This window comes from Saccharibacillus brassicae, from assembly GCF_006542275.1.
GTDB lineage: Bacteria > Bacillota > Bacilli > Paenibacillales > Paenibacillaceae > Saccharibacillus > Saccharibacillus brassicae.
Genome location: NZ_CP041217.1, coordinates 4,592,057 through 4,612,169 on the forward strand (window position 1 = coordinate 4,592,057; position 20,113 = coordinate 4,612,169).

The 20,113-nt window shown below is 61.4% G+C and carries 16 protein-coding genes; 12 read left to right on the forward strand and 4 right to left on the reverse strand.

The genetic code is table 11. The features are described from left to right. The first annotated feature begins 105 nt into the window (after positions 1-105). Both FFV09_RS19170 and FFV09_RS19175 read left to right on the forward strand, forming a co-directional pair. Complete coding sequence (locus tag FFV09_RS19170; RefSeq protein WP_141449319.1) at positions 106-3,612, forward strand: glycoside hydrolase family 3 C-terminal domain-containing protein; 3,507 nt, start codon at positions 106-108, stop codon at positions 3,610-3,612. Positions 3,613-3,724: 112 nt separating this feature from the next. Continuing rightward, a complete protein-coding gene (locus FFV09_RS19175) occupies positions 3,725-4,453 on the forward strand; it encodes an MBL fold metallo-hydrolase (RefSeq protein WP_141449320.1) in 729 nt (242 codons plus the stop codon). Between the two features lie 998 nt (positions 4,454-5,451). On the opposite strand, the gene FFV09_RS19180 is transcribed toward FFV09_RS19175, so the two are convergent. From FFV09_RS19180 to FFV09_RS19190, 3 genes are all read right to left on the reverse strand, one after another. Continuing rightward, positions 5,452-5,931, reverse strand: coding sequence for a MarR family winged helix-turn-helix transcriptional regulator (locus FFV09_RS19180; protein ID WP_141449321.1), 480 nt, complete (start codon positions 5,929-5,931; stop codon positions 5,452-5,454). 105 nt (positions 5,932-6,036) lie between these two features. Then, on the reverse strand, positions 6,037-7,812 hold the full coding sequence (locus FFV09_RS19185) for a sensor histidine kinase (RefSeq protein ID WP_141449322.1): 1,776 nt from the start codon (positions 7,810-7,812) through the stop codon (positions 6,037-6,039). Continuing rightward, on the reverse strand, positions 7,809-8,531 hold the full coding sequence (locus FFV09_RS19190) for a response regulator transcription factor (RefSeq protein ID WP_141449323.1): 723 nt from the start codon (positions 8,529-8,531) through the stop codon (positions 7,809-7,811). The genes FFV09_RS19185 and FFV09_RS19190 overlap by 4 nt, the downstream gene beginning before the upstream one ends. Before the next feature lie 184 nt (positions 8,532-8,715). On the opposite strand from FFV09_RS19190, the gene FFV09_RS19195 reads away from it, so the two are divergent. The 9 genes from FFV09_RS19195 (at position 8,716) to FFV09_RS19235 (ending at position 17,523) form a co-directional block, all read left to right on the forward strand. After that, positions 8,716-9,945, forward strand: coding sequence for a DUF418 domain-containing protein (locus FFV09_RS19195; protein ID WP_246098384.1), 1,230 nt, complete (start codon positions 8,716-8,718; stop codon positions 9,943-9,945). 274 nt (positions 9,946-10,219) lie between these two features. After that, the gene (locus FFV09_RS19200; RefSeq protein WP_141449325.1) at positions 10,220-11,062 is read left to right on the forward strand and encodes a DsbA family protein; all 843 of its coding nucleotides are present in this window, start codon (positions 10,220-10,222) and stop codon (positions 11,060-11,062) included. A gap of 173 nt (positions 11,063-11,235) precedes the next feature. Next, on the forward strand, positions 11,236-11,799 hold the full coding sequence (locus FFV09_RS19205) for an O-acetyl-ADP-ribose deacetylase (protein WP_141449326.1): 564 nt from the start codon (positions 11,236-11,238) through the stop codon (positions 11,797-11,799). 28 nt (positions 11,800-11,827) lie between these two features. Next, positions 11,828-12,796 carry an acetylxylan esterase gene (locus FFV09_RS19210; protein ID WP_141449327.1) on the forward strand — a complete coding sequence of 323 codons (969 nt, stop codon included), beginning with the start codon at positions 11,828-11,830 and terminating at the stop codon, positions 12,794-12,796. A 237-nt stretch (positions 12,797-13,033) separates the two neighbouring features. Continuing rightward, complete coding sequence (locus FFV09_RS19215; protein WP_141449328.1) at positions 13,034-13,888, forward strand: VOC family protein; 855 nt, start codon at positions 13,034-13,036, stop codon at positions 13,886-13,888. Between the two features lie 163 nt (positions 13,889-14,051). Further along, positions 14,052-14,618, forward strand: a complete 567-nt coding sequence (locus FFV09_RS19220) for a hypothetical protein (RefSeq protein ID WP_141449329.1) — start codon at positions 14,052-14,054, stop codon at positions 14,616-14,618. Between the two features lie 42 nt (positions 14,619-14,660). Continuing rightward, a complete protein-coding gene (locus FFV09_RS19225; protein ID WP_141449330.1) occupies positions 14,661-15,374 on the forward strand; it encodes a uracil-DNA glycosylase in 714 nt (237 codons plus the stop codon). Between the two features lie 169 nt (positions 15,375-15,543). Beyond that, on the forward strand, positions 15,544-16,923 hold the full coding sequence (gene fumC / locus FFV09_RS19230; protein WP_141449331.1) for a class II fumarate hydratase: 1,380 nt from the start codon (positions 15,544-15,546) through the stop codon (positions 16,921-16,923). 39 nt (positions 16,924-16,962) lie between these two features. Then, on the forward strand, positions 16,963-17,523 hold the full coding sequence (locus FFV09_RS19235) for a YfiT family bacillithiol transferase (RefSeq protein ID WP_141449332.1): 561 nt from the start codon (positions 16,963-16,965) through the stop codon (positions 17,521-17,523). A 173-nt stretch (positions 17,524-17,696) separates the two neighbouring features. Here FFV09_RS19235 and FFV09_RS19240 read toward each other — a convergent pair whose 3' ends face one another. Beyond that, positions 17,697-18,842: a S8 family peptidase gene (locus FFV09_RS19240; protein WP_170315085.1), complete on the reverse strand. Its 1,146-nt coding sequence runs from the start codon at positions 18,840-18,842 to the stop codon at positions 17,697-17,699. A 533-nt stretch (positions 18,843-19,375) separates the two neighbouring features. On the opposite strand from FFV09_RS19240, the gene rpiA reads away from it, so the two are divergent. Then, entirely contained in the window at positions 19,376-20,071 is a 696-nt protein-coding gene (rpiA, locus tag FFV09_RS19245) for a ribose-5-phosphate isomerase RpiA (protein ID WP_141449334.1), read from the forward strand. The last annotated feature ends 42 nt before the right edge of the window (positions 20,072-20,113 follow it).

Consider the following 20,113-nt stretch of genomic DNA (forward strand, 5'->3'; position numbering starts at 1 on the left):
TCCGTTTAATTTCTTTTAATAATGAGAGCGCTTTATTGATTGGGAACGTTGAACCGATTCGAGGGAAAGACTCAACAGGCAGGCCCAATTAAGGAGGGAAAAGAAATGACGCAGTTGTATTTGGACCACTCGCAGCCTTTGGAGACACGGGTGCGCGACCTGATCGCCCGGTTCACGCTTGAAGAAAAGCTCGCGCTGCTGCCGACCCGGCAGGCGGCGGTGGAGCGGCTCGGCGTGCCGGCTTACCGCGTCGGCGGGGAAGCGGCGCACGGCGTCGCCTGGAAAGGCGTAGCGACGGTGTTCCCGCAGCCGATCGGCTTGTCGTCGACCTGGAACAAAGAGCTGCTGCGCGAGATCGGTTCCGTTATCGGCGACGAAGCACGCAGCTATCACCGAAGCGAACCGGAGACGCACGGGCTGACGCTGTGGGCGCCGACGGTCGACATGGAGCGGAACCCGCTTTGGGGACGGACGGAAGAAGCGTACGGCGAAGATCCGCATTTGACGGGCAAGCTTGCCGCGTCGCTTGCGCGCGGGATGCAGGGCGACCATCCGTTTTATCTGAAAATGGTCGCGACGCTCAAGCACTTTTTCGCCAATAATAACGAAGTCGGCCGCCTGGACGGATCGTCCAGCGTGACGCCGCGCAATATGCGCGAGTATTATCTCGAAGCGTTCCGTATTCCGTTCGAGGAAGGCGGCGCGCTGTCGATGATGACGGCCTACAATTCGATCAACGGCACGCCGGCGATCGAGAGTCCTTACGTGCAGCGGTTCGTCAAGGACGAGTGGAAAATGGACGGCTTCATCGTCTGCGACGGAGGCGATCTGTCGCAGACGGTGAACTTCCACAAGTATCACGACTCGCACGCCGAGTCCGTGGCGGGCGCGCTGCTCGCCGGCGTCGACAGTCTGACCGACGACCCGGAGCTTGTGATTTCGGCGGCGCGCGAAGCGCTGGAGCGCCGCCTGATCGGCGAAGAAGACGTCGACCGCGCGCTCGTCAACGTCTTCCGCATTCGGTTCCGGCTCGGTCAGTTCGACCCGGAAGAACAGAACCCCTATGCGCGCATCCCGGAATCGACGCTGTGCGCGCCGGAGCACGCCGAGCTGGCGCGGCGTGCGGCGGAGCAGTCCGTCGTGCTGCTCAAGAACGACGGACTTCTGCCGCTGCGAAGCGCGGACGTGTCCGGCGCAGCCGTCGTCGGACCGACGGCCGACGCGGTCTGGACGGATTGGTACAGCGGCACGCTGCCGTACCGCGTGTCGATTCTGGACGGCGTCCGGGCGAAGCTGGACGTCAACGACCCGGCCGCAGGTTCCGCGGCCGGGGAGGGGCCTGCGGACGGCTTCGCGGCCGGAGGTGCCGCCGGCGAGCGTTCGCGGCGGATCGGCGCGGCCGGAACGGTGCGCGAAGCGAACGAAGCGGTCGCCGGCTTCGATGAAGCGCAGCGCTGGCTGCGCGTTCGGGCCGCATACGGCGGCCCGGAAGCGCCCGGCGGCACACAGCCGGGCGGCAGCGGCGCAGCGGCGGCGGATGCCGCAAGCGCCTTGCACGCCGCAAGCACAGTTAATGCGGCATCCGCGGCAAGCGCCGTACGCTACGTCGAAGGCAGCGACACGGTGCGGCTGAGAGATGCCGCGGACGGCGGCGTATGGGCCGTGCAGCCGGGCACAGACGGCGTGCTGGCGCTGCGCGGCGCGGCATATGCGCAGCCGGACGGCGCGGCGGATACGCGGTCCGGCTCCGCGCAGGAGCGTCAGGGCGACCCGGCGGCAGCTCCGCGCGCTGACGCGGAAGGCCGAAGCGACGCTTCGCTGTTCGAGCTGACCCGCTGGGGCTGGGGACAGCATACGCTTCAGGCGCATGCCAACGGCCGCTTCGTCAGCGCGCAGGACGACAAGCCGCTGTCGGCTTCGGCCGACAAGATCGGCGGCTGGTTCGTCAAGGAACTGTTCGACCTGCACGAAGGCAGCGGCGGAGAGCTGACGCTGCGGCAGTGGAACGGCCTGCCGATCGGCCGGTTCGCCGGCGAATCGGCGCAATCCGCCGGGGCGGGCAGCGCAGGCTTGACGCCGCAGGATTCGGCGGATTCGCTTTCGGCGGCTGACAATCCGCCCGCTTCTCCGTCTCCCGATCCGCCTGCTTTGGAGGCTCCCGATCCGCCCACGTCTCTTACCGCCGAGCCCGCTTCTCCTGCCGCTGAGCCGCCTTTTCCTGCCGCCGGACCCGCTTCTCCGTCTCCCAATCCTTCTGCGTCTCCGACCACTCGGCCCGCGCCTACGCTGCGCGCCGCTGAGCCGGACAGCGAAGACGCGGCCGCCAAGCTGCACCTGGAGACGGTGCGCAGCGGGATCGAACAGGCGGCCGAAGCGGCGCGGCAGAGCGACGTCGCGATCGTTTGCGTCGGCAACAGCCCGTACGTCAACGGCAAAGAAGAGATCGATCGTCCGTCGCTCCGGCTGCCGCCGAGCCAGGAAGAGCTGATCCGCGCCGTGCACGCGGCCAATCCGCGCACGGTCGTCGTGATCGTCGGCAGCTATCCGTTCGCTCTGGGAGATCTGGCCGAGCTGGTGCCGGCGATTGTGTACACGGCGCACGGCGGGCAGGAGATGGGCACGGCAATCGCCGACGTCCTGTTCGGCGACGCCGCTCCGGCGGGACGGCTCAGCATGACGTGGTACCGTTCGGAAGCGGACCTTGCGCCGATGACGGATTACGACATTATCGGCAGCGGACAGACGTACCAATATTTTGCCGGCGACGTACTGTACCCGTTCGGCCACGGTCTGACGTATACGCCGTTCCGCTACGGAACGCCCAAGCTGAACGGAAACACGTTCGGTGAAGGCGACGTCGTTACGGTGGAGATCGAGCTGACGAACGCGGGCACGGCGGACAGCGAAGAAGTGCCGCAGCTGTACGTACACGCCGCGCAATCGAGAGTCAAACGTCCGCTCAAGCAGCTCAAAGGCTTCGAACGCGTGCACATCGCGGCGGGACACACGGCAACAGTGAACTTCGAGCTTCCGGTCCGCGAGCTTGCGTTCTGGGACGTCACGCGCGACAAGTTTTGCGTGGAATCCGGTACGTACACGCTGATGATCGGCGCTTCTTCCGCGGATATCCGGGCGCAGGCCGACTTTGCGGTAGAAGGCGAGACGGTGCCGCCGCGCAATCTGTACGTCCCGGTCCGCGCGGAGAACTTCGACGAGTCCGATAACGTGCTGCTGGACGAAGGCGAGCACGGCGAGACGGCTGTCCGTACGGCCGATCCGACTTCGCCGGGCGAACTGTGGTTCCGCGAGGTCGATCTGACCCGTGGACTGGCCGGCTGGACGCTGCGCGTGCGCAACGGCGGAACGGCCGGGCGCGTCGAGCTTCGTCTCGGAGACGCGGACGGCAAGCTGCTCGGCGTGGAAGATATCGCGGGCGCACGGGAAGGGGAATGGAGTACTCTGGCCGGTCAAAAAGAGCCGGGCGGACGTGACGCGAAGACGTCGGATGATCCGGCGGCCGGCTTGACTGTCGATCGCCCGGTCGATCTGCATGTCCGGCTGCACGGTTCGATCCGCTTGGGCGAGCTGACGCTGCTTCCGGCAGCCGAATGATCCCGAAGCCCGAAATCGCTTGACAGCCCGCAGGCCGCCTCTTATGGTCAAGAGGCGGCTTTTGGTGTCGTATCAGGCCGAATTGGATCGGCGACGAGGAGGAATATCCCGCATGGGAGTCAAAGTGATTTCGGAACGCATCCGCAGCGTGGGCATCTGGGTCGGCCTGCCGATCGAAGTCTGGATCGTGGCGGAGCCGGACGGCGTAACGCTCGTCGATACCGGCCTGTCGATGATGGCGGGAGCCATTCTGCAAGAAATCGACCGGATGAATGCCGGTCCGCTGAAGCGGATCGTGCTGACGCACGGCCATGCCGACCATGTGGGCGGGCTCAAGCGCATCCTGGCGCAGCGTCCCGTCCCGGTGTACATGCACGAGCGCGAGATTCCGTACGCGGAAGGGGACTTGGCTTATCCGGGGAAAAGCCAGGCCAGAGCCCATGTGGAAAAAGGCATCCTGCAGCCGCTGCCCGCCGCGCCGAAGCACGGACCGGCGCGAATCGGCGAACTGGACGTGTACTTCACGCCCGGCCATTCGCCGGGACATGTCGTATATGGGCACGGCGCGGACAAGGTGCTGCTGGCCGGCGACCTGTTCAACGCCAAGCGGGGCCGGTTGATCCCGCCCCGATTCACGCCCGATCCCGAACTTGCGCTGCAAAGCGCAGGCGTGCTCCGAGATTTCGATCCCGAACGCATGCAAGTGTGCCACGGCGGGACGGTCTATCGTCCGGCGGGCCAACTGGACGATCTGGAGCGCGAAGCCGAAGCGTCCAAGCGGGCTCAAGCCCGGCTGCAGGAGATGCGGGACAAACGAAACAGCAAGAAAAGCCGGCGCTGAGCACCGGCTTTTTTTCTCGGCCAGCTTGCTTCGTTTTTTTGCCTAACCTGCCTCGTTTCCTTACCCGACTTACCCGATTTTCTCGGGCAGCCGGTACTCGTTCGCCGGGCGGCATCTTTGGACTCCGTTAACGAATGCTGATCACGCTATTTGCCCGTATATGCGTTTTTATCGACGCTAACGAATCGTGATCACGCTATAAACTGCGAATCGTCCGTAAACGGCCTCCGGACGCTCCATAAGGGTTTGACGATTCGTTAGTTTGCGCATAAAGCGAAAAGTCGGCGAATTGCGATATGAGGATTCGCTGCGTTCTCCATCGACGCGGGAATCACGGACGAAGGCAGGCAAAAACACGCAGCAGGTGCAAAATACTCAGCAAACGCAAAAAATGCAACAGAAGCAAAACAAGCAAAGAAGCAAAACAAGAAAAGAAGCAAAACAAGCAAAAGAGGTAAAGTCAGCAATAAAGGGAACATAAGCAAAAAAGCGCAACACAAGCAAAACAAGTAAAAGAGGCAACAGAAGCAGCAAACGCAAAAAACGCAACAGAAGCGAAAAAGGCGAAAGAGGCAGAAGTAGCACACGCAAAAGCAGCAGCGGACTCGGAAAACGCACAGGAAAGCCAGCGCGGAAAACGTACAGGAGAGCCAGCGAGGAAAACGCACCGGAGAGCCAGCGAGGAAAATGTGCATGACAGCCGGTATCGCTTCGCCGTGCAGCAGCCGTGTTGGACTGCGTTAACGAATGCTAATATCGCGTTCTTGCTCCGCTATTACCCCGCTCCTGCCCGGCTCCCGCCCCGCTCCTGCCCGGCCCGCGCGCCGCCCCGGAACCCAATCCTACGCAAACAGCCCGATTCTCCGGTTGGAGAATCGGGCTGTTTAACATGTTAAGCCGGCGCCGGCTTTTTACGCGCAGCTCCTTACGCCGGCTGCGGCACAAGCACTTGTACGAATTCCAACGCGAAGCTTCCGCGCTGCGGACCGAAACCGTATTCAGGCCAAATCGGACTCTTCCTCGCCGCCGGCTTCGATGGCCGGGCCGTCGTCGTAACGTTCCGCGTTGCGTTCGATTCTGCGGAACGCTTCGGCCAGCACGTCCAACTGCTCGGGCGTGAAGTCTTCGATCATGGCGGCGTTATGATGCCGTTCGATCACCGACGTCTCTTCCGTGACCTGGCGGCCTTTGTCCGTCGGATAGATAAGGTAGGCGCGCCGGTCCGCCCGGTCGCTGCTGCGCATGATCAGTCCTTTGCGGTGCAGGACGTTGAGGATGCGGGTGACGGTCGGCTGGTCTTTGGAGGTGCGTTCGGCGATTTCTTTTTGATTCATGCCTTCCTTGAAACAGATGCAGCACATCACGGACCACTGCTCGGGCGTCAAATCGTAGTCTTTGAGCTTGGCGGCGAGACGGTTGCTGACTTTGCGGTAGATGACGCCCAGTTGAAAACCGATAGAATCTTGCGGCTGATACAACGATAGTCCCCCTCTTACTCGACCGGATTCCGTCCCCGCGGACCGGTCTGCTCATTCTGGTTTTGCTGCTTGCTCACGCAAGTATACGAAGTTCGGAAAGCGGTGTCAAATATCGGGCGCAGCCGGAAAAACGAGCGTGATCCGGGTGCCCCGGCCGGGCTTGGAATCGACGGAAATCGTACCTTTGTGCGCCGTGACGACCGCATGCGCAATACTCATGCCGAGCCCCGCGCCGTCGACGCCTTCGTCGGTGTTCGTGCCCCGGTAGTAACGGTCGAACAGTCGGGCCTGCGTCTGTTCGTCCATGCCGGACCCTTCGTCGCGCACGTCGATGACGGCGTCGTTTCCGGCCTGCCGCAGCGACAGCGTGATCGGCGTGCCGGGTTCGTTATGCTTGACGGCGTTCGAGATCAGATTGTCGAGCAGCCGTTGAAACCATTTGGCGTTCGCGAGAATCGTAACCGGCCCGCCGCTCTCCTCGAAGCCGAACGACGTACCCGGCAGCGTCGCGTCGTTGACATAACGCAGAACCGCCCGGCGTACAAATTCGTTCAGTTCGAGCGGTTCGAGCCGTTCGCCCGGCGTATGGTTTTTGAGTTCGAACGTCAGCGAGAAGTCCTGCAGCAGCTCCAGCATGTAGGCGCTTTTCTCCCGGATCGTGCCGCCCATGTCGCGCAGTTCCTGTTCGCTCCAGCTGAACTGCCCGCTTTCGAGCAGATGCCCGTAGCCCTGCACCGAAGTGAGCGGCGTGCGCAGGTCGTGCGAGATGCCGGCCATCCATTCTTCGCGGGATTTTTCCAGGCGCCGCCGTTCGTCGCGCGAACCCGCCAGTTTGCCGGCCATGTCCGAAAATCCCGCGATCACTTCGCCGTACAGTTTGTAGCGGGCGCGGAAGCGTCCGTTTTTGCGGAAAATCTTGCGGCGTTCTTTGTCCGTAAACACATGCTCGTATTCGCCCCGGCCCATCCGTTCGAAGCCGCGCATGAACAGCAGCAGCGGGCCGCCGTAGCGGTATCCGTGCCAGGCCGCGAGGGCGAGCGTCAGCAGCAGGATCGCGCCGCCCACGATGCCCGACACGGTCAGGATCAAGCGCAGCATCGGCTGCCGGGGCGATTCCGCTTCCGCCCGCGGCGATTCCAGCAGCCATGTGTAGCCGGATTCCGTATCGTAATGGTAAGACAGCCCGGTATCCGCCGTGCCGGGCGCCGAACGGATACGGACGAGCTCAAGCGCTTCTTCGCCTTCGAAGTTCTGCTTCGCCTCCGCGCCGTATTTTTGCACGGTTCGTCCGTTCTCGTCCAGCACGCGCAGCGAAGCGCCGAGCCGCTGCACTTCGCCGCCGATTTCGGCTTCGGCCGAAGAGCGGAGGCGACCGGACTCCGAATACCGCGTGAACCAGTCCTGCAGCTTGCTTTCATTGAGGTCGAGCTGTCCGAGCATGTACAAGCTGCGCTGGCCGTAAAAGTCTTCGTACATCGTCGTCATCCGGTAAGAGCCGAGCCGGTGCGTATCGGCGATACGAAGCAGCCGGGCCGCGGAATACCGATCCGGCACGTCTTTTGGGACATTGGCCGCATAGGCGATTTCGCCGCGGGCGTCGACGATTTGCAGCCAATACCCTCTTTTTTGCAGCTGCCGCGGCCAGGCTTCGGGCAGTTCGACGCTGCCGCTTTCGACGATCGTCTCGACCGACAGCGAGTCCAGGATCGCTTCCGGGGTACCGGTCTGAAGCTGGTCGCTGCTTAAGTAGTACATGAGAACGAAGAGGGCGACGAAGATCGTCGTCAGCACCGACAGCCAGATCATGAAGAACTGCGCCGTGAAATGCAGACCGAGACGTCTCGCGAGGCGGCCGGTGCGGACGCGGGGCGGCTTGTTCATGCGAAGCGTCCCCGCACAAGCTTGTAGCCGAGTCCGCGAACGGTCAGCAGAAGGCGGGGCGAACCGGGATCGGCTTCGATCCGCTCGCGGATCTTGCGGATATGGACCATGACCGTATTGTCGTCGCTCAGACCGTCGAAGCCCCAGACCGATTCGTACAGCTGCGCTTTGGAGAAGACGATATCGGGATTGCGGCACAGAAACAGCAGCAGTTGGTACGCCTGCGCGGGACAGGCGACCGGCCGGCCGCCGACCGTCAGCTCGCCGGCGCGTTCGTCGAGCACGAAATCGCCGAAGTCGTACCGCCGGCGCGTATCGGCAATCGCCGCCGGGGCAGGCTGCGTCTCGACCGGACCGCGGCGCAGGCGCGCGCGGATTCTCGCGGCGATCTCCAGCGGATTGAACGGCTTGGTGACGTAATCGTCGCCGCCTACGGCAAAGCCGGTCAGCCGGTCGAGATCGGTCGTCCGCGCGGTCAAATAGATCAGGTGCGCGTCCGACAGCTCGCGGATCTGCGGGCCGAGTTCGAAGCCGCTGCGATCGGGCAGCATGACGTCGAGCAGGATGACGTCCGCGCCGTGTTCGCGCAGCAGCGCCAGCCCTTCCGCGGCCGTACCCGCCGTATGGATACGTTCGAAGCCTTCTTTGCGCAGCACGATCTCGATCATCTGCACGATCGCTTTCTCGTCGTCCACGATCAAAATGGTGGTAGGGTTCATGAATTTCTCTCCTTATTGTAGCGCAGGCCTTTTCCGCTTCGGGGAGCGCCTGCCGCGTGCTGCAGCCATCTTAACACGGCCCGGCGCTTCCTGCGCATGCGGCAGGCAGAGTTAAGGAAACGTTAAGAAAGGCTTTAGCGTCTCTTCAAGCCGCCGCGTTACACTGGGTGCAGAGGTGATGGACATGGACAGAACCAAAAGGGTTCAATTAATCGACGGTCTGAGAGGCTTCAGCCTGGCCGGCATTTTGATTGCGAACATGCTTATTTTTCAATACGGATTGTTCGGGGAGACCGAGCCGCAGCTGTTCGGAATCGAAGGAGCGGACCTGGCTTTCCGCTCGTTCCTGTTTATCGCGGTCGTCGGCAGCTTCATGCCGATCTTCGCTTATCTGTTCGGGTTCGGGATGGTCAAGCTGGCGGACAGCCTGACCGTACGCGAACTGCGCCCCAAATGGCATCTGGCGAGACGCTTCCTGCTGCTGCTCGGCATCGGCATGCTGCATGCGACGTTTTTGTGGGAAGGCGACATTTTGACTTTCTACGGCATGACCGGCTTTTTCCTGCTGCTGTTTGTGGGCCGCAAACCGAAAACGCTGCTGATCTGGGCGGTGCTGCTTATGACCGTGATGGGCGCGCTCGGGCTGACGCCGCTCGATCCGGCCGAAACGGGACTCGGCTCGTCGGCGCATACGCAAAATTACGTGCTGCACAGCCGCGACGTCTACGGCACCGGCACGTACGCGGAGATTCGCAGCTTCCGCAACGAAGTCGATCCGTTCGGGGAAGAAAACGGGATGTTTCTGCTGTTTGCCGTTTTGTTTGCCCCGATTCTGATTGCCCCGATGTTCCTGCTCGGGATGCGGGCCGCGAGAATAGGCACGTTCGACGATCCGCAGGGCATGCGCCGCTTCCATCGGCGCCGCGCCGCCGTCTTCATTGCGATCGGGCTGCTGCTCAAAGCTTACGGCATGCTGGCGCCGCAGCTCGGCGGAGCAGGGCTGCCCGGGCTGGGGCTCGGCGATACGGTCGGCGGGGCGATTCTGTCGCTCGGGTATATCCATGCGTTTGCCCTGCTGTACGCCGGCGTTCGCCGCCACCGCCTGCTGCCGAACTTCGAAGCTGTCGGCCGCTTGTCGATGACGAATTATTTGATGCAGAGCGTGATCGGCACGACGATTTTTTACGGATATGGCTTCGGGCTGTTCGGCCGCGCCGGCGTATTCGTCGGCACCGTGATCGCGCTGGCGATCTATGCGGCGCAGCTCTGGCTGAGCCCGCTCTATCTGCGCCGGTTCCGCACCGGACCGATCGAGTATGTGCTGCGCGTCTGGACGTACCTGTCCTGGCGGGGCCGGCCGAAAACGCGCAAACTTCGTCCGCCCTCTTCGGAAGAACGCTCCCGCGTCTCCTGAAGCCGGGTTCGGCGCCTGCGCGGCGCCTCGGCAAGGAAGCGACCAGACGAGCATAGAAGACGCAGAAGTAGGCCCGCTTCGGGAGAAGCGGGCTTTTGGCGCGCAAAAGAACGATAAAAGAACGGTATCGACGTCTTATTTTTAACGGAAATGCTTGGAAGCTTGAATCGGACCGCCCATACTCGATATAATCAAAGACAGTCGTTCCTGTCGGTCGGCAGCCTTACGGGCTGAGCGGCAATGACAGGCAAACTTGAGGATAAGGGGAAAAAGGATGAGCAAAAACAAAAAGCCGGCGCCGAAAAACGGCAAGCCGCAGGGTGCCAAAAGAAATACGGGGGGCGCCGCAAGACCGCAAAATGGCAGGCCGCAAAACGCCAGACCGCAGCAAAATCCGAACACGGCCGCTTCGCAGTGGACGTCGGGCAGCAAGCGCAAGAAAAGCAATCTGAGCGCGATCGCGCTGGGCTTTGTCGGCCTGGTCGTGGTGCTGCTGGTGCTGATCTACCTGCTGACGAAGTTCGGGGAAAACCAGACGCCGGCGGCTTCCGCCGAACCGGTCGTGCTGACGAACTACGTCGCGACGAACCAGCCGACGCTCGGCAAAGCGGACGCGAAAGTCAAAATCGTCGAATTCGGCGATTACAAATGTCCGGACTGCAAAATTTGGACAGAAACGGTACTGCCGGAGCTGAAGACCAAATATGTCGATACGAACGAAGCTTCGTTCCAATTCGCCGATTATCCGTTCCTGGCCGACGATTCCATGCTGCTGGCTCTGGGCGGACAAGCGCTGTACGAACAAAACCCGGACTACTTCTGGGCTTACAACAAAGCGGTGTACGCGAACCAGGATACGAACAAAGTACGCGACAACTGGGTAACGGAAAAATATATCGTTGATCTGGTCAAACAAACGGTGCCGGATGCCGACATCGAGAAATTCGCGGCCGATCTCAAAAACAAAACGTACCAGGCTGCCGTAACGGCCGACGTAAAGGCTGGCGACGACAGCAAAATCACCGGCACGCCGTCGATTTTCGTCAACGGCACCAAAGTCGAGAATCCGACGCTTGAGAACGTGGAAGCGGCGATCGAAGCGGCCAAAGCGGGCTGAGCCTTTTTTCAAACACAGCCGTTCAAGTCGTTCAAGCCTATCGGCGAGCAGACCGGATTTTCGGTCACGCTTCGCCGACAGGCTTTTTTTTGGCGGAAAAAGAAGCCTGAACCGGTTCGCCCGCGATCAAAACGGTGAAATACGGCATATTCGCGAAAAGGGAGGGCTTATCCATGGAACGAACAGTATACGGAACCCGCGTTATCGTCGTCCGGGGCGATATTACCCGATACGAGACGGACGCCATCGTCAATGCGGCGAATTCGTCGCTGCTCGGAGGCGGAGGCGTGGACGGTTCGATTCACCGCGCCGGCGGCCCGGCCATACTGGAAGAATGCCGCGCGATCCGCGCCCGGCAGGGAGGCTGCGAGACAGGCGACGCGGTCGTGACGACGGCAGGCAGGCTGCCCGCGAACATCGTCGTGCATACGGTAGGACCGGTGTATCAAGGCGGCATGGACGGAGAAGCGAAAGCGCTTGCGTCCTGCTACGTCCGCTCGATCGAAGAAGCGACTTTGGCGGGAGCGCGGCGGATCGCTTTTCCGAACATTTCGACAGGCATCTACGGGTATCCCAAAAAAGCGGCGGCCGAGACGGCATGGGCGGCGGTCCGCGGCGAACTGGAACGCCGGGCGTCCGCAGGCGGCGAACCGCTTTTGGAAGAAGCGGCGTTCGTCTGCTACGATGAAGAGAACGAACGCCTGTACCGGCGCCTGCTGGAGCGGGAAGACCGGTAAGGGTGCAAAAAGGAGACTGGATATCGCCATGACGAACAGTATTCAGAACCGCATCCGCGAGCTGGAGCGCCGCAGCCCGATCCTGACGGCGGAAGACGACCTCGACGTTTTCTGGGAAGCGACGCTCGCGTCGTACGCGGACAAGCCGTTAAACGGCACGCGGGAGCTCGTGCACACCCCGATGGGCGGCATGCGCGCCTACAAGTCGACTTACGAAGGCGCGGACGACACGCCGCTGCACGCCTGGTACTTGACGCCCGCGGCCGAGCCGGCGGACGGCGGGAAATTCCCGTGCGTCGTCCATTACCACGGGTACGGCGGCGGCAAAGGCATGCCGGAGCAGTTCGCCCATTACATTCTGATGGGCTTCGCCGTGCTGTCGGTCGACGTGCGCGGGCAGGGCGGCGAGACGGGCAGCCGGCTGGACCAGCCTTACGGGGCGGCCAAAGGCTGGCTGACGCCGGGCATTCTCGATCGGGAGACGGCCTATTACCGGGCGATTACGATCGACGCGATCCGCGCCGCGGAATGGGCCGCCGCGCAGCCGGAGACCGATCCCGACCGGGTGCTGCTGATCGGCGGCAGCCAGGGAGGCGGGCTTGCGCTGATCGTGTCGGCGCTGAGCGGCGTGCCCAAAGCGGCGGTCGCCCATATCCCCAACATGTGCCAAATGGACTTCGGCATTCTGAACGCCAACAGTTCGCTGTCCGAAGCGGCGGAGTTCGTCAGCCGGCATCCCGGGCATCTGGACGCGGTGCTGCGCACGCTCAGCTATTTCGACAACGTCAATCTGGCGCACCGGATTCGGATTCCGGTCATGGTCTCCTGCGGTTTGAAAGATCTCTGCTGCATGCCGGAGACGGTCTACGCGGCGTACAACCGGATCGTCTCGGACAAGGAAATGCGCGTGTATCCGTTCGACGGGCATTGGGTATCGGACGGGCAGAACCGGCTGGCGATGGAGTTTTTGGCCAGACAGGCCGGTTTGTCCAGTTAACGGATGTTAGGGAAAAGCAGCGAATCGTAAAAAAGATCAACCAGAACGAGCCGCATACAAATCACAAGAAGAAGCCTGCGAATGCGACGGTCCGAACGGCCGCGTATGCAGGCTTCTTTTAATCATTTGCTTTACTTTTGTAACTTAGTATACTATGATGGAACTATAAATAATATTACTCATGACAAACAAATAATGATATAAGAAAAAATGTATAAAAAACAGGAGGTTACATCCATGTCCGCTTATCAGATTCATCCCGACGCCCATATGGGGCGGGTCCAGCTCAAAGTCAGCCAGATCGAACGGTCGATCCGCTTCTACCGCGAAACGATCGGGCTTACGCTTCTGTCGCAGACGTCCACGACGGCCGAGTTCGGCGTGAGCGGCAGCGGCGTGCTGCTCGGGCTCGAAGAAGTGGAGCAGGCGATCGTGCTGCCGCAGCAGAGCGTGACCGGCTTGTACCACTTCGCCATCCTGCTGCCGGATCGCGTGTCGCTCGGCACGACGCTGCGCCATTTGGCCGCAAGCGGGCTCGGCATCGGGCAGGGCGACCACGCGGTCAGCGAAGCGTTCTACCTGAACGATCCCGACGGCAACGGTATCGAGATCTACGCGGACCGTCCCCGCTCGGAGTGGCAAAAAGACGCCAAAGGCGAATACGTCATGGGCAGCGATCCGGTCGACGTGCAGTCGCTGCTTCAGCTCGCCGGTCCCTGGAACGGACTGCCGGCCGGCACCGTGATCGGACACGTCCACCTGCATGTCGGCAATCTGCCCGCAGCGCGTGCCTTCTACGTGGACGGCCTCGGCTTCGACGTCGTCTTGCATTTCGGCGGCGGGGCGCTGTTCGTCTCGGCGGGCGGCTACCATCACCATATGGGACTCAACACATGGGCGGGCGTCGGCGCTCCGGCGGCGCCCGCGAATGCGGTCGGGCTGCGCTACTTCACGATCGAATATCCGGACGCGGCAGAACTCGGCGCAGCCGTATCCGCGCTGCGCGCAGCCGGAATCGAAGTGACGGATACGCCGGAAGGGCCTTCCGCGCTCGATCCGTTCGGCAACCGCGCCATGCTGCGGGTATCCTGACCGACTTCGCCGCATCGCGGCGTCTGTCGCCCGCCCCTTGCTTCGCCATTCAACGGCTTTCCTTATGGGGAAAGCCGTTTTCTTTGTTTCCGGGCTGGGGTATAATTTGAACCGATACGCCGCGAAGGCGATCGGACATCGAGAAGAAAGCGGGGGAAACGCAATGAGGGTCATCGGAGTCTTGTTGAATGCGCTTGGCGCGTTCTGGATCGTCATGGGCACCTGGTTCGTGCTCGATACGTGGAAGCCGGGCATCGGCAGTTCAACCGCGTCGACCGCGATCGGGTTTGTCCTCTTTTTCGCGCTGCCGGGCGTGCTGTTCCTGCTGCTCGGTTCGTGGCTGCTGCGCCGCGGCAAGCGCCTGCGGGCGCTGCGCGAACAGGCGGGCGTCGGCCGGGGCGGCCACGGATCGCGCACCTCGCGGGGCGTCTATGACGAACCGCCTGCGGACGGAGGCCGGACAAGCTACGAGGCGCAGATGGCCGGATTGGAAGCGCAGACAAGCCGTTATTCCGCCGAAGAGCCGGAGACCGCTTATGATCAACCGTCCGCGGACGGGGGCAGCACAATCTACCGCACCAAGTCGGTCCGTTCGAAAGCCGGCGCGTCCGGGCTCGTCGTGGCGGTCTGCCGCTCGTGCGGCAGCCGCAAAACGGTTCGCGCCGGCACCGAAACGCAGTGCGAATACTGCGGCGCGCCGATCGAAGAGACGCAGAACGCCTATTCATAATCCGCCGCCGCGAACAAGCGAACAGGAGAGGGGAACCGCCGTATGAAGCCGATTTTTACGAACGATTGGGCCGGGATTCTGCATCCCGAAATGGAGAAGCCGTATTACGCCGAACTTCGGCGCAAGCTGGCGGACGAATACCGGAGCGGAACCGTCTACCCGGACATGTACCGCATCTTCAGCGCTTTTCATTTGACGGCTCTGGCGGATACGCGCGTCGTCATCTTGGGTCAGGACCCGTACCACGGACCGAACCAGGCGCACGGACTGAGCTTTTCGGTCCAGCCGGGCCGCAGCGTGCCGCCGTCGCTGGACAACATTTACCGCGAGCTGCGGGACGATCTGGGCTGCGAGCCGGTGCGCCACGGCTTTCTCGAATCCTGGGCGAAGCAGGGCGTCCTGCTGCTCAATAACGTATTGACCGTGCGCCGGGGCCAGGCGGCTTCGCATCAGGGCATGGGCTGGGAGACGTTCACGGACGCCGCGATCGCGGCGATCAACGAGCGCAAGCAGCCGGCCTTGTTCATCCTGTGGGGACGCAGCGCCCAGGAGAAAGGCTCTTTCATCGATGCCGGCCGGCATCTGGTGCTCAAGGCGGCGCATCCGAGCCCGCGCTCGGCGGACCGCGGATTTTTCGGCAGCCGCCCTTTTTCGCAAGCGAACGATTTTTTGCGGGAGCACGGCCTGCCGGAGATTCAATGGTGTCTGCCCGCCGAGCCGGAACCGCTGCGGGAAGAAGGCACGACAGTGATCTAAAGTCGCGCCGTTCGGCGCGCAGCGACCGGTTGTAGGCAGCGGACGGGCCGCCCGGCAAAATTGTTGGGACATGGGCTGTCGATATGGCTTTCTTTTTGACTATTGAAAACGCTACAATTAAACTTGGAATGTGACCATTTTGTGATAGCGATGAAGGAGGAGACGGATTTTGGATTACCGGATCGAAAAAGACACGCTTGGTGAAATGAAGGTGCCCTCGAATAAAATGTGGGGGGCGCAGACGCAGCGCAGCAAAGAAAACTTTCCGATCGGCCAGGAGAAGATGCCTTCCGAAGTCATTCGCGCTTTCGCCATCTTGAAAAAATCGGCGGCGCTCGCGAACCGCGATCTCGGCAAGCTGTCCGAAGCCAAAGCCGGCGCGATCTCGCAGGCGGCCGACGAGATTCTCGAAGGGCTGCTCGACGAGCATTTCCCGCTTGTCGTCTGGCAGACGGGCAGCGGCACGCAGTCCAATATGAACGTCAACGAAGTGATTGCCTACCGCGGCAACCAGCTGCTCGAAGGCAAAGGCGGTACCGAGGAGCGTCTTCATCCGAACGACGACGTCAATATGTCGCAGAGTTCCAACGACACGTTCCCGACCGCGCTGCACGTAGCCGGCGTGACGGCCGTCGAAGACAAGCTGCTGCCGGCGATTGCCGTGCTCAAAGCGACGTTCGACGAGAAGGTCGAAACTTTCAAAGACGTGATCAAGATCGGGCGTACGCATCTGATGGACGCGACTCCGCTGACGCTCGGCCAGGAGATCAGCGGCTGGTCCGCAATGCTGGAGAAAAGCGGCACGATGATCAAGGAAAGCGTGCAGCACATGAAGGAGCTGGCAATCGGCGGCACGGCGGTCGGTACCGGCATCAACGCGCATCCGGAATTCGGCGACCGCGCGGCGGCTTACATCTCGCAGTTCACGCAGGCCAAGTTCACGTCGGCCCGCAACAAGTTCCACGCGCTGACGAGCCACGACGAAGCGGTCTACACGCACGGCGCGATCAAAGGCCTCGCGGCCGACCTGATGAAGATCGCCAACGACGTGCGCTGGCTGGCCAGCGGTCCGCGCAGCGGGCTCGGCGAGATCCGAATTCCGGAGAACGAGCCGGGCAGTTCGATCATGCCGGGCAAAGTGAATCCGACCCAGCCGGAAGCGATCACGATGGTCGTGGCGCAGGTATTCGGCAACGACACGACGATCGGCTTCGCCGCCAGCCAGGGCAACTTCGAGCTGAACGTGTTCAAGCCGGTGCTGATCTATAATTTCCTGCAATCCGTCAACCTGCTGGCCGATTCCATGCTCGCGTTCAACGACAAATGCGCGGTCGGCATCGAAGCGAACCTGGATCAGATCCAGCACAACCTGAACAATTCGCTCATGCTCGTCACGTCGCTCAATCCGCATATCGGCTACGAGAACGCGGCGAAGATCGCCAAGAAAGCGCATGCCGAAGGCACGTCGCTCAAGGAAGCGGCTCTGTCGACAGGACTGCTGACCGAAGAAGAATTCGATCGTTACGTCGATCCGAAGAAAATGATCTGATCCGCGATTCCACAAAAAGATCCAGGGGAGGCCTACGCCGTGAACGAACATGCCGCAAACGAAAGTGAACTCGAAGCTCTGCGTTATCCGATCGGCAGGCCCGCGCAGCTCGAAGCGTTCGAAGACGATCAGCTCGAAGCGTGGATCGAAGACATCCGGCGCCTGCCGGACCGCCTCGAAGCGGCGATCGAAGGGCTGAGCGAAGCGCAGCTCGATACCCCGTACCGCCCGGGCGGGTGGACCGCCAGGCAGGTCGTGCACCATCTGGCGGACAGCCATATGAACGCCTACGTGCGGCTCAAGCTTGCGCTGACCGAAGACAAGCCGACGATCAAGCCGTACGACGAGAACGTCTGGGCGGAGCAGCCGGATGCCGGCAGCCTTGCCGTTGGCGCGTCGCTGCTGATTCTGCGCGGCCTGCATACGCGCTGGGCGTTCCTGCTGGAATCGCTGACGCCCGAGCAGCTGCGCCGCAGCTTCTACCATCCGGAATCCGGAACATGGACGCTGCTCGGCGTGCAGACGGAGCATTACGCCTGGCACGGCAAGCATCACGCGTCCCAGATCGCTTCGCTCGTGGAGCGTTCGGGCTGGCGCTAAGCGGCGTCCGCCTCGGCGCGCCCGGTCGGCCGCGTTCGCCCGGCCGTGTTCGCCCGGCCGTGTCCGCATGGACATGAACGTCCGGCGGCAAGGCCGCCCGGTCCGCTCCATGACAAAGACTCCGATCTTCCCACTGGGGAAGACCGGAGTCTTTTTTGGCGCGGCTGCCGGACTTAACGGAACGTGCCGGTATCGCCCGATTTGGAATTGGAATTTCCGTTTTGCTTTTTGGAAGCCATCATCTTGTCGGAAGCGGCCATCGTGCCCATGGAAGCGTCCGATACCGACGCAGCGGCAGGCGCCGGAGCCGAAGCGATCACGGAGCCTTTGCCCAGCAGGCGGTCGAACGAGATCAGGCCGAAGCCGTACTGCGTATCGCGGCCCGGTGCGCCGAGATCCTGCGCGCTCTGCTGCAAAGCCGTGCGGATCTGGTCCGCGCCGAGCTCGGGATGGGCCTGCTTGAGCACGGCGACCATGCCGCTGACAAAAGGAGCGGCTGCGGAAGTGCCTTCGCCGAGTTTGTATTTGCCCGATACGCTGGTGCTGATGATGCCGACGCCGGGAGCGGCCAGTTCGACTTTGTCGCCCGTGCCGGAGAAGTCGGCGCGGCGCAGCTGCGAGTCGACCGCCGCGATCGTGATCGCTTCCGGCGATTTGGCCGGGAAAGCGATCGTGTCGCCGCTGCCGTCGGCGTTGCCGGAGTTGCCCGCGGCTACGATAACGGTGATGCCCTGATCGGCCGCTTTTTTGAGCAGTTCCTGCACGGCGCCCGATTGCTGCGGGAAAGAGAGCGACAGATTGATGACGTCCATATGCTGGCGAATCGCCCAGTCCAGTCCCTGCGCCAACGATTCGGTCGAACCGTTGCCGTCTTTGTCCATTACTTTGACCGCGTACAGGGAAGCGTCCGGCGCGATGCCTTTGTACGCTTTGCTTTTCGCTCCGATGATGCCGGCGACGAACGTTCCGTGTCCGTTGTCGTCCGCGTACGAAGGCGTACCGTCGATCGTGGACGTGCCGCCCGCGATTTGGATGCCGGATTCGTTCGAGATGCCGGTGTCGAGAACGGCGATCTTGACGCCTTTGCCGGTGTAGCCGGCGAGCTGCGCTTTGGAAGTGTCGATTGCGTCGTAGCCCCAGGCACCCTGCTTGATTTTGGAGGCCGAAGAAGCGGCAGACGGAGCGGCGGAAGCGTCATTCGACAAGGATGCGCTGCTCTGAGGCATGCCGCTGTATGTTCGGTCCAGCTCGATCGATTGGATGGAATCGCTGGCGCGAAGTTTGGCCAGGCCGGCCTGGTTCGTGCGCAGCGACATCATGTTCGTGTTCCAGTAAATATGGTAGTCGAGATCGTGCGTGACGTTAAGCGCGAGTCTTTGTCCGTCCCGGTCGGCGTATTTGACGAATACGTTCGTGATCGGTTTGGCAGGAATGACGCTTGGTGTCGAAAATGTCGAATTTTGGTTATGTTGTTTGACATTTGGAAGAGATTTGGCGTATTGAGAAAAAGTGAGGGAAGAAAGAAGTAAAACAGCAGAAATTGTGGAAAATAAAATGTTTTTTCCTTTATTTTGTCGAAACATTATCGTTTACCATCCTTTTAGGTACATTATTCGACTTTATTCGCTAATTCTTTTATCGACAAGAGGTTCGGGAGAGTTTAGGTCTTTTGACATAAAAGTGATATAAAATCTCAAATTGTGATTTTATTCGACATTTACCAACTGTCTTTGTAACGAAGCGAACAAGCTTTTGGATCACAAGAAAAAGATTGTTCTGGGAAAAACAATTGATTTACAATGAAGGGGTAGGGTTTTTCAAAAAAAAGGCGAAGCGGAACGGAGTGGCGGAGATGAACACGAAGAAGTTGGCTGCCGAACGGGCGGTCGAAGCGATCGAGGAAGGCATGACGGTCGGACTCGGTACGGGGTCGACCGCGTATTTCGCGATTGAGCGGTTGGGACAGCGGGTCAAGGAAGGACTGAACGTCCGGGCGGTGGCGACGTCCAAACGCTCGGAAGAACAGGCGCTTGCGCTCGGCATTCCGATCGTGCCTTTTGCGGAAGTGGGCCAAATCGATATGACGATCGACGGTGCGGACGAAGTGGACCGGAATTTGCAGCTCATCAAAGGCGGAGGCGGCGCGCTGCTGCGCGAGAAGATCGTGGCGGCGCGCAGCGCCAAAATGTTCGTCGTCGTCGGCGAAGACAAAATGGTCGACACGCTGGGCGCTTTTCCGCTGCCGGTAGAGATCGTTCCTTTTGCGCACGAATGGACGCTCGACGCGCTGAAAGCGCTGCAGTTGAACCCCGGGCTGCGCATGGAAGACGGAGAGCCGTACGTAACGGACAACGGCAATTACATTGCGGACTGCCGAGGCGTATCGATTGACGATCCGGCTTCGCTGCACGCCGAGCTGAACGCTATCCCCGGCGTCGTGGAAAACGGCTTGTTCGTCGAGATGGCGCATACGGTCGTCGTCGGGCGCGAAGACGGCAGCCTCGATCTTTTCACCCGTTCTTCGCTGCCCCCGAAAAGCGTTTTGTAAAAGGCGACAAGCAGGGAACGTTTGTTTTGTCAAGTTGCGCAT

Coding starts and splice junctions, on each gene's coding strand:
- FFV09_RS19170 (WP_141449319.1), top strand. CDS start 106: ATGACGCAGTTGTATTTGGACCACTCGCAGCCTTTGGAGACACGGGTG.
- FFV09_RS19205 (WP_141449326.1), top strand. CDS start 11,236: ATGGAACGAACAGTATACGGAACCCGCGTTATCGTCGTCCGGGGCGAT.
- FFV09_RS19185 (WP_141449322.1), bottom strand. CDS start 7,812: ATGAACAAGCCGCCCCGCGTCCGCACCGGCCGCCTCGCGAGACGTCTC.
- FFV09_RS19210 (WP_141449327.1), top strand. CDS start 11,828: ATGACGAACAGTATTCAGAACCGCATCCGCGAGCTGGAGCGCCGCAGC.
- FFV09_RS19220 (WP_141449329.1), top strand. CDS start 14,052: ATGAGGGTCATCGGAGTCTTGTTGAATGCGCTTGGCGCGTTCTGGATC.
- FFV09_RS19195 (WP_246098384.1), top strand. CDS start 8,716: ATGGACAGAACCAAAAGGGTTCAATTAATCGACGGTCTGAGAGGCTTC.
- FFV09_RS19240 (WP_170315085.1), bottom strand. CDS start 18,842: ATGATGTCGCTGCGCACGAACCAGGCCGGCCTGGCCAAACTTCGCGCC.
- FFV09_RS19190 (WP_141449323.1), bottom strand. CDS start 8,531: ATGAACCCTACCACCATTTTGATCGTGGACGACGAGAAAGCGATCGTG.
- FFV09_RS19225 (WP_141449330.1), top strand. CDS start 14,661: ATGAAGCCGATTTTTACGAACGATTGGGCCGGGATTCTGCATCCCGAA.
- FFV09_RS19175 (WP_141449320.1), top strand. CDS start 3,725: ATGGGAGTCAAAGTGATTTCGGAACGCATCCGCAGCGTGGGCATCTGG.
- rpiA (WP_141449334.1), top strand. CDS start 19,376: ATGAACACGAAGAAGTTGGCTGCCGAACGGGCGGTCGAAGCGATCGAG.
- FFV09_RS19200 (WP_141449325.1), top strand. CDS start 10,220: ATGAGCAAAAACAAAAAGCCGGCGCCGAAAAACGGCAAGCCGCAGGGT.
- FFV09_RS19215 (WP_141449328.1), top strand. CDS start 13,034: ATGTCCGCTTATCAGATTCATCCCGACGCCCATATGGGGCGGGTCCAG.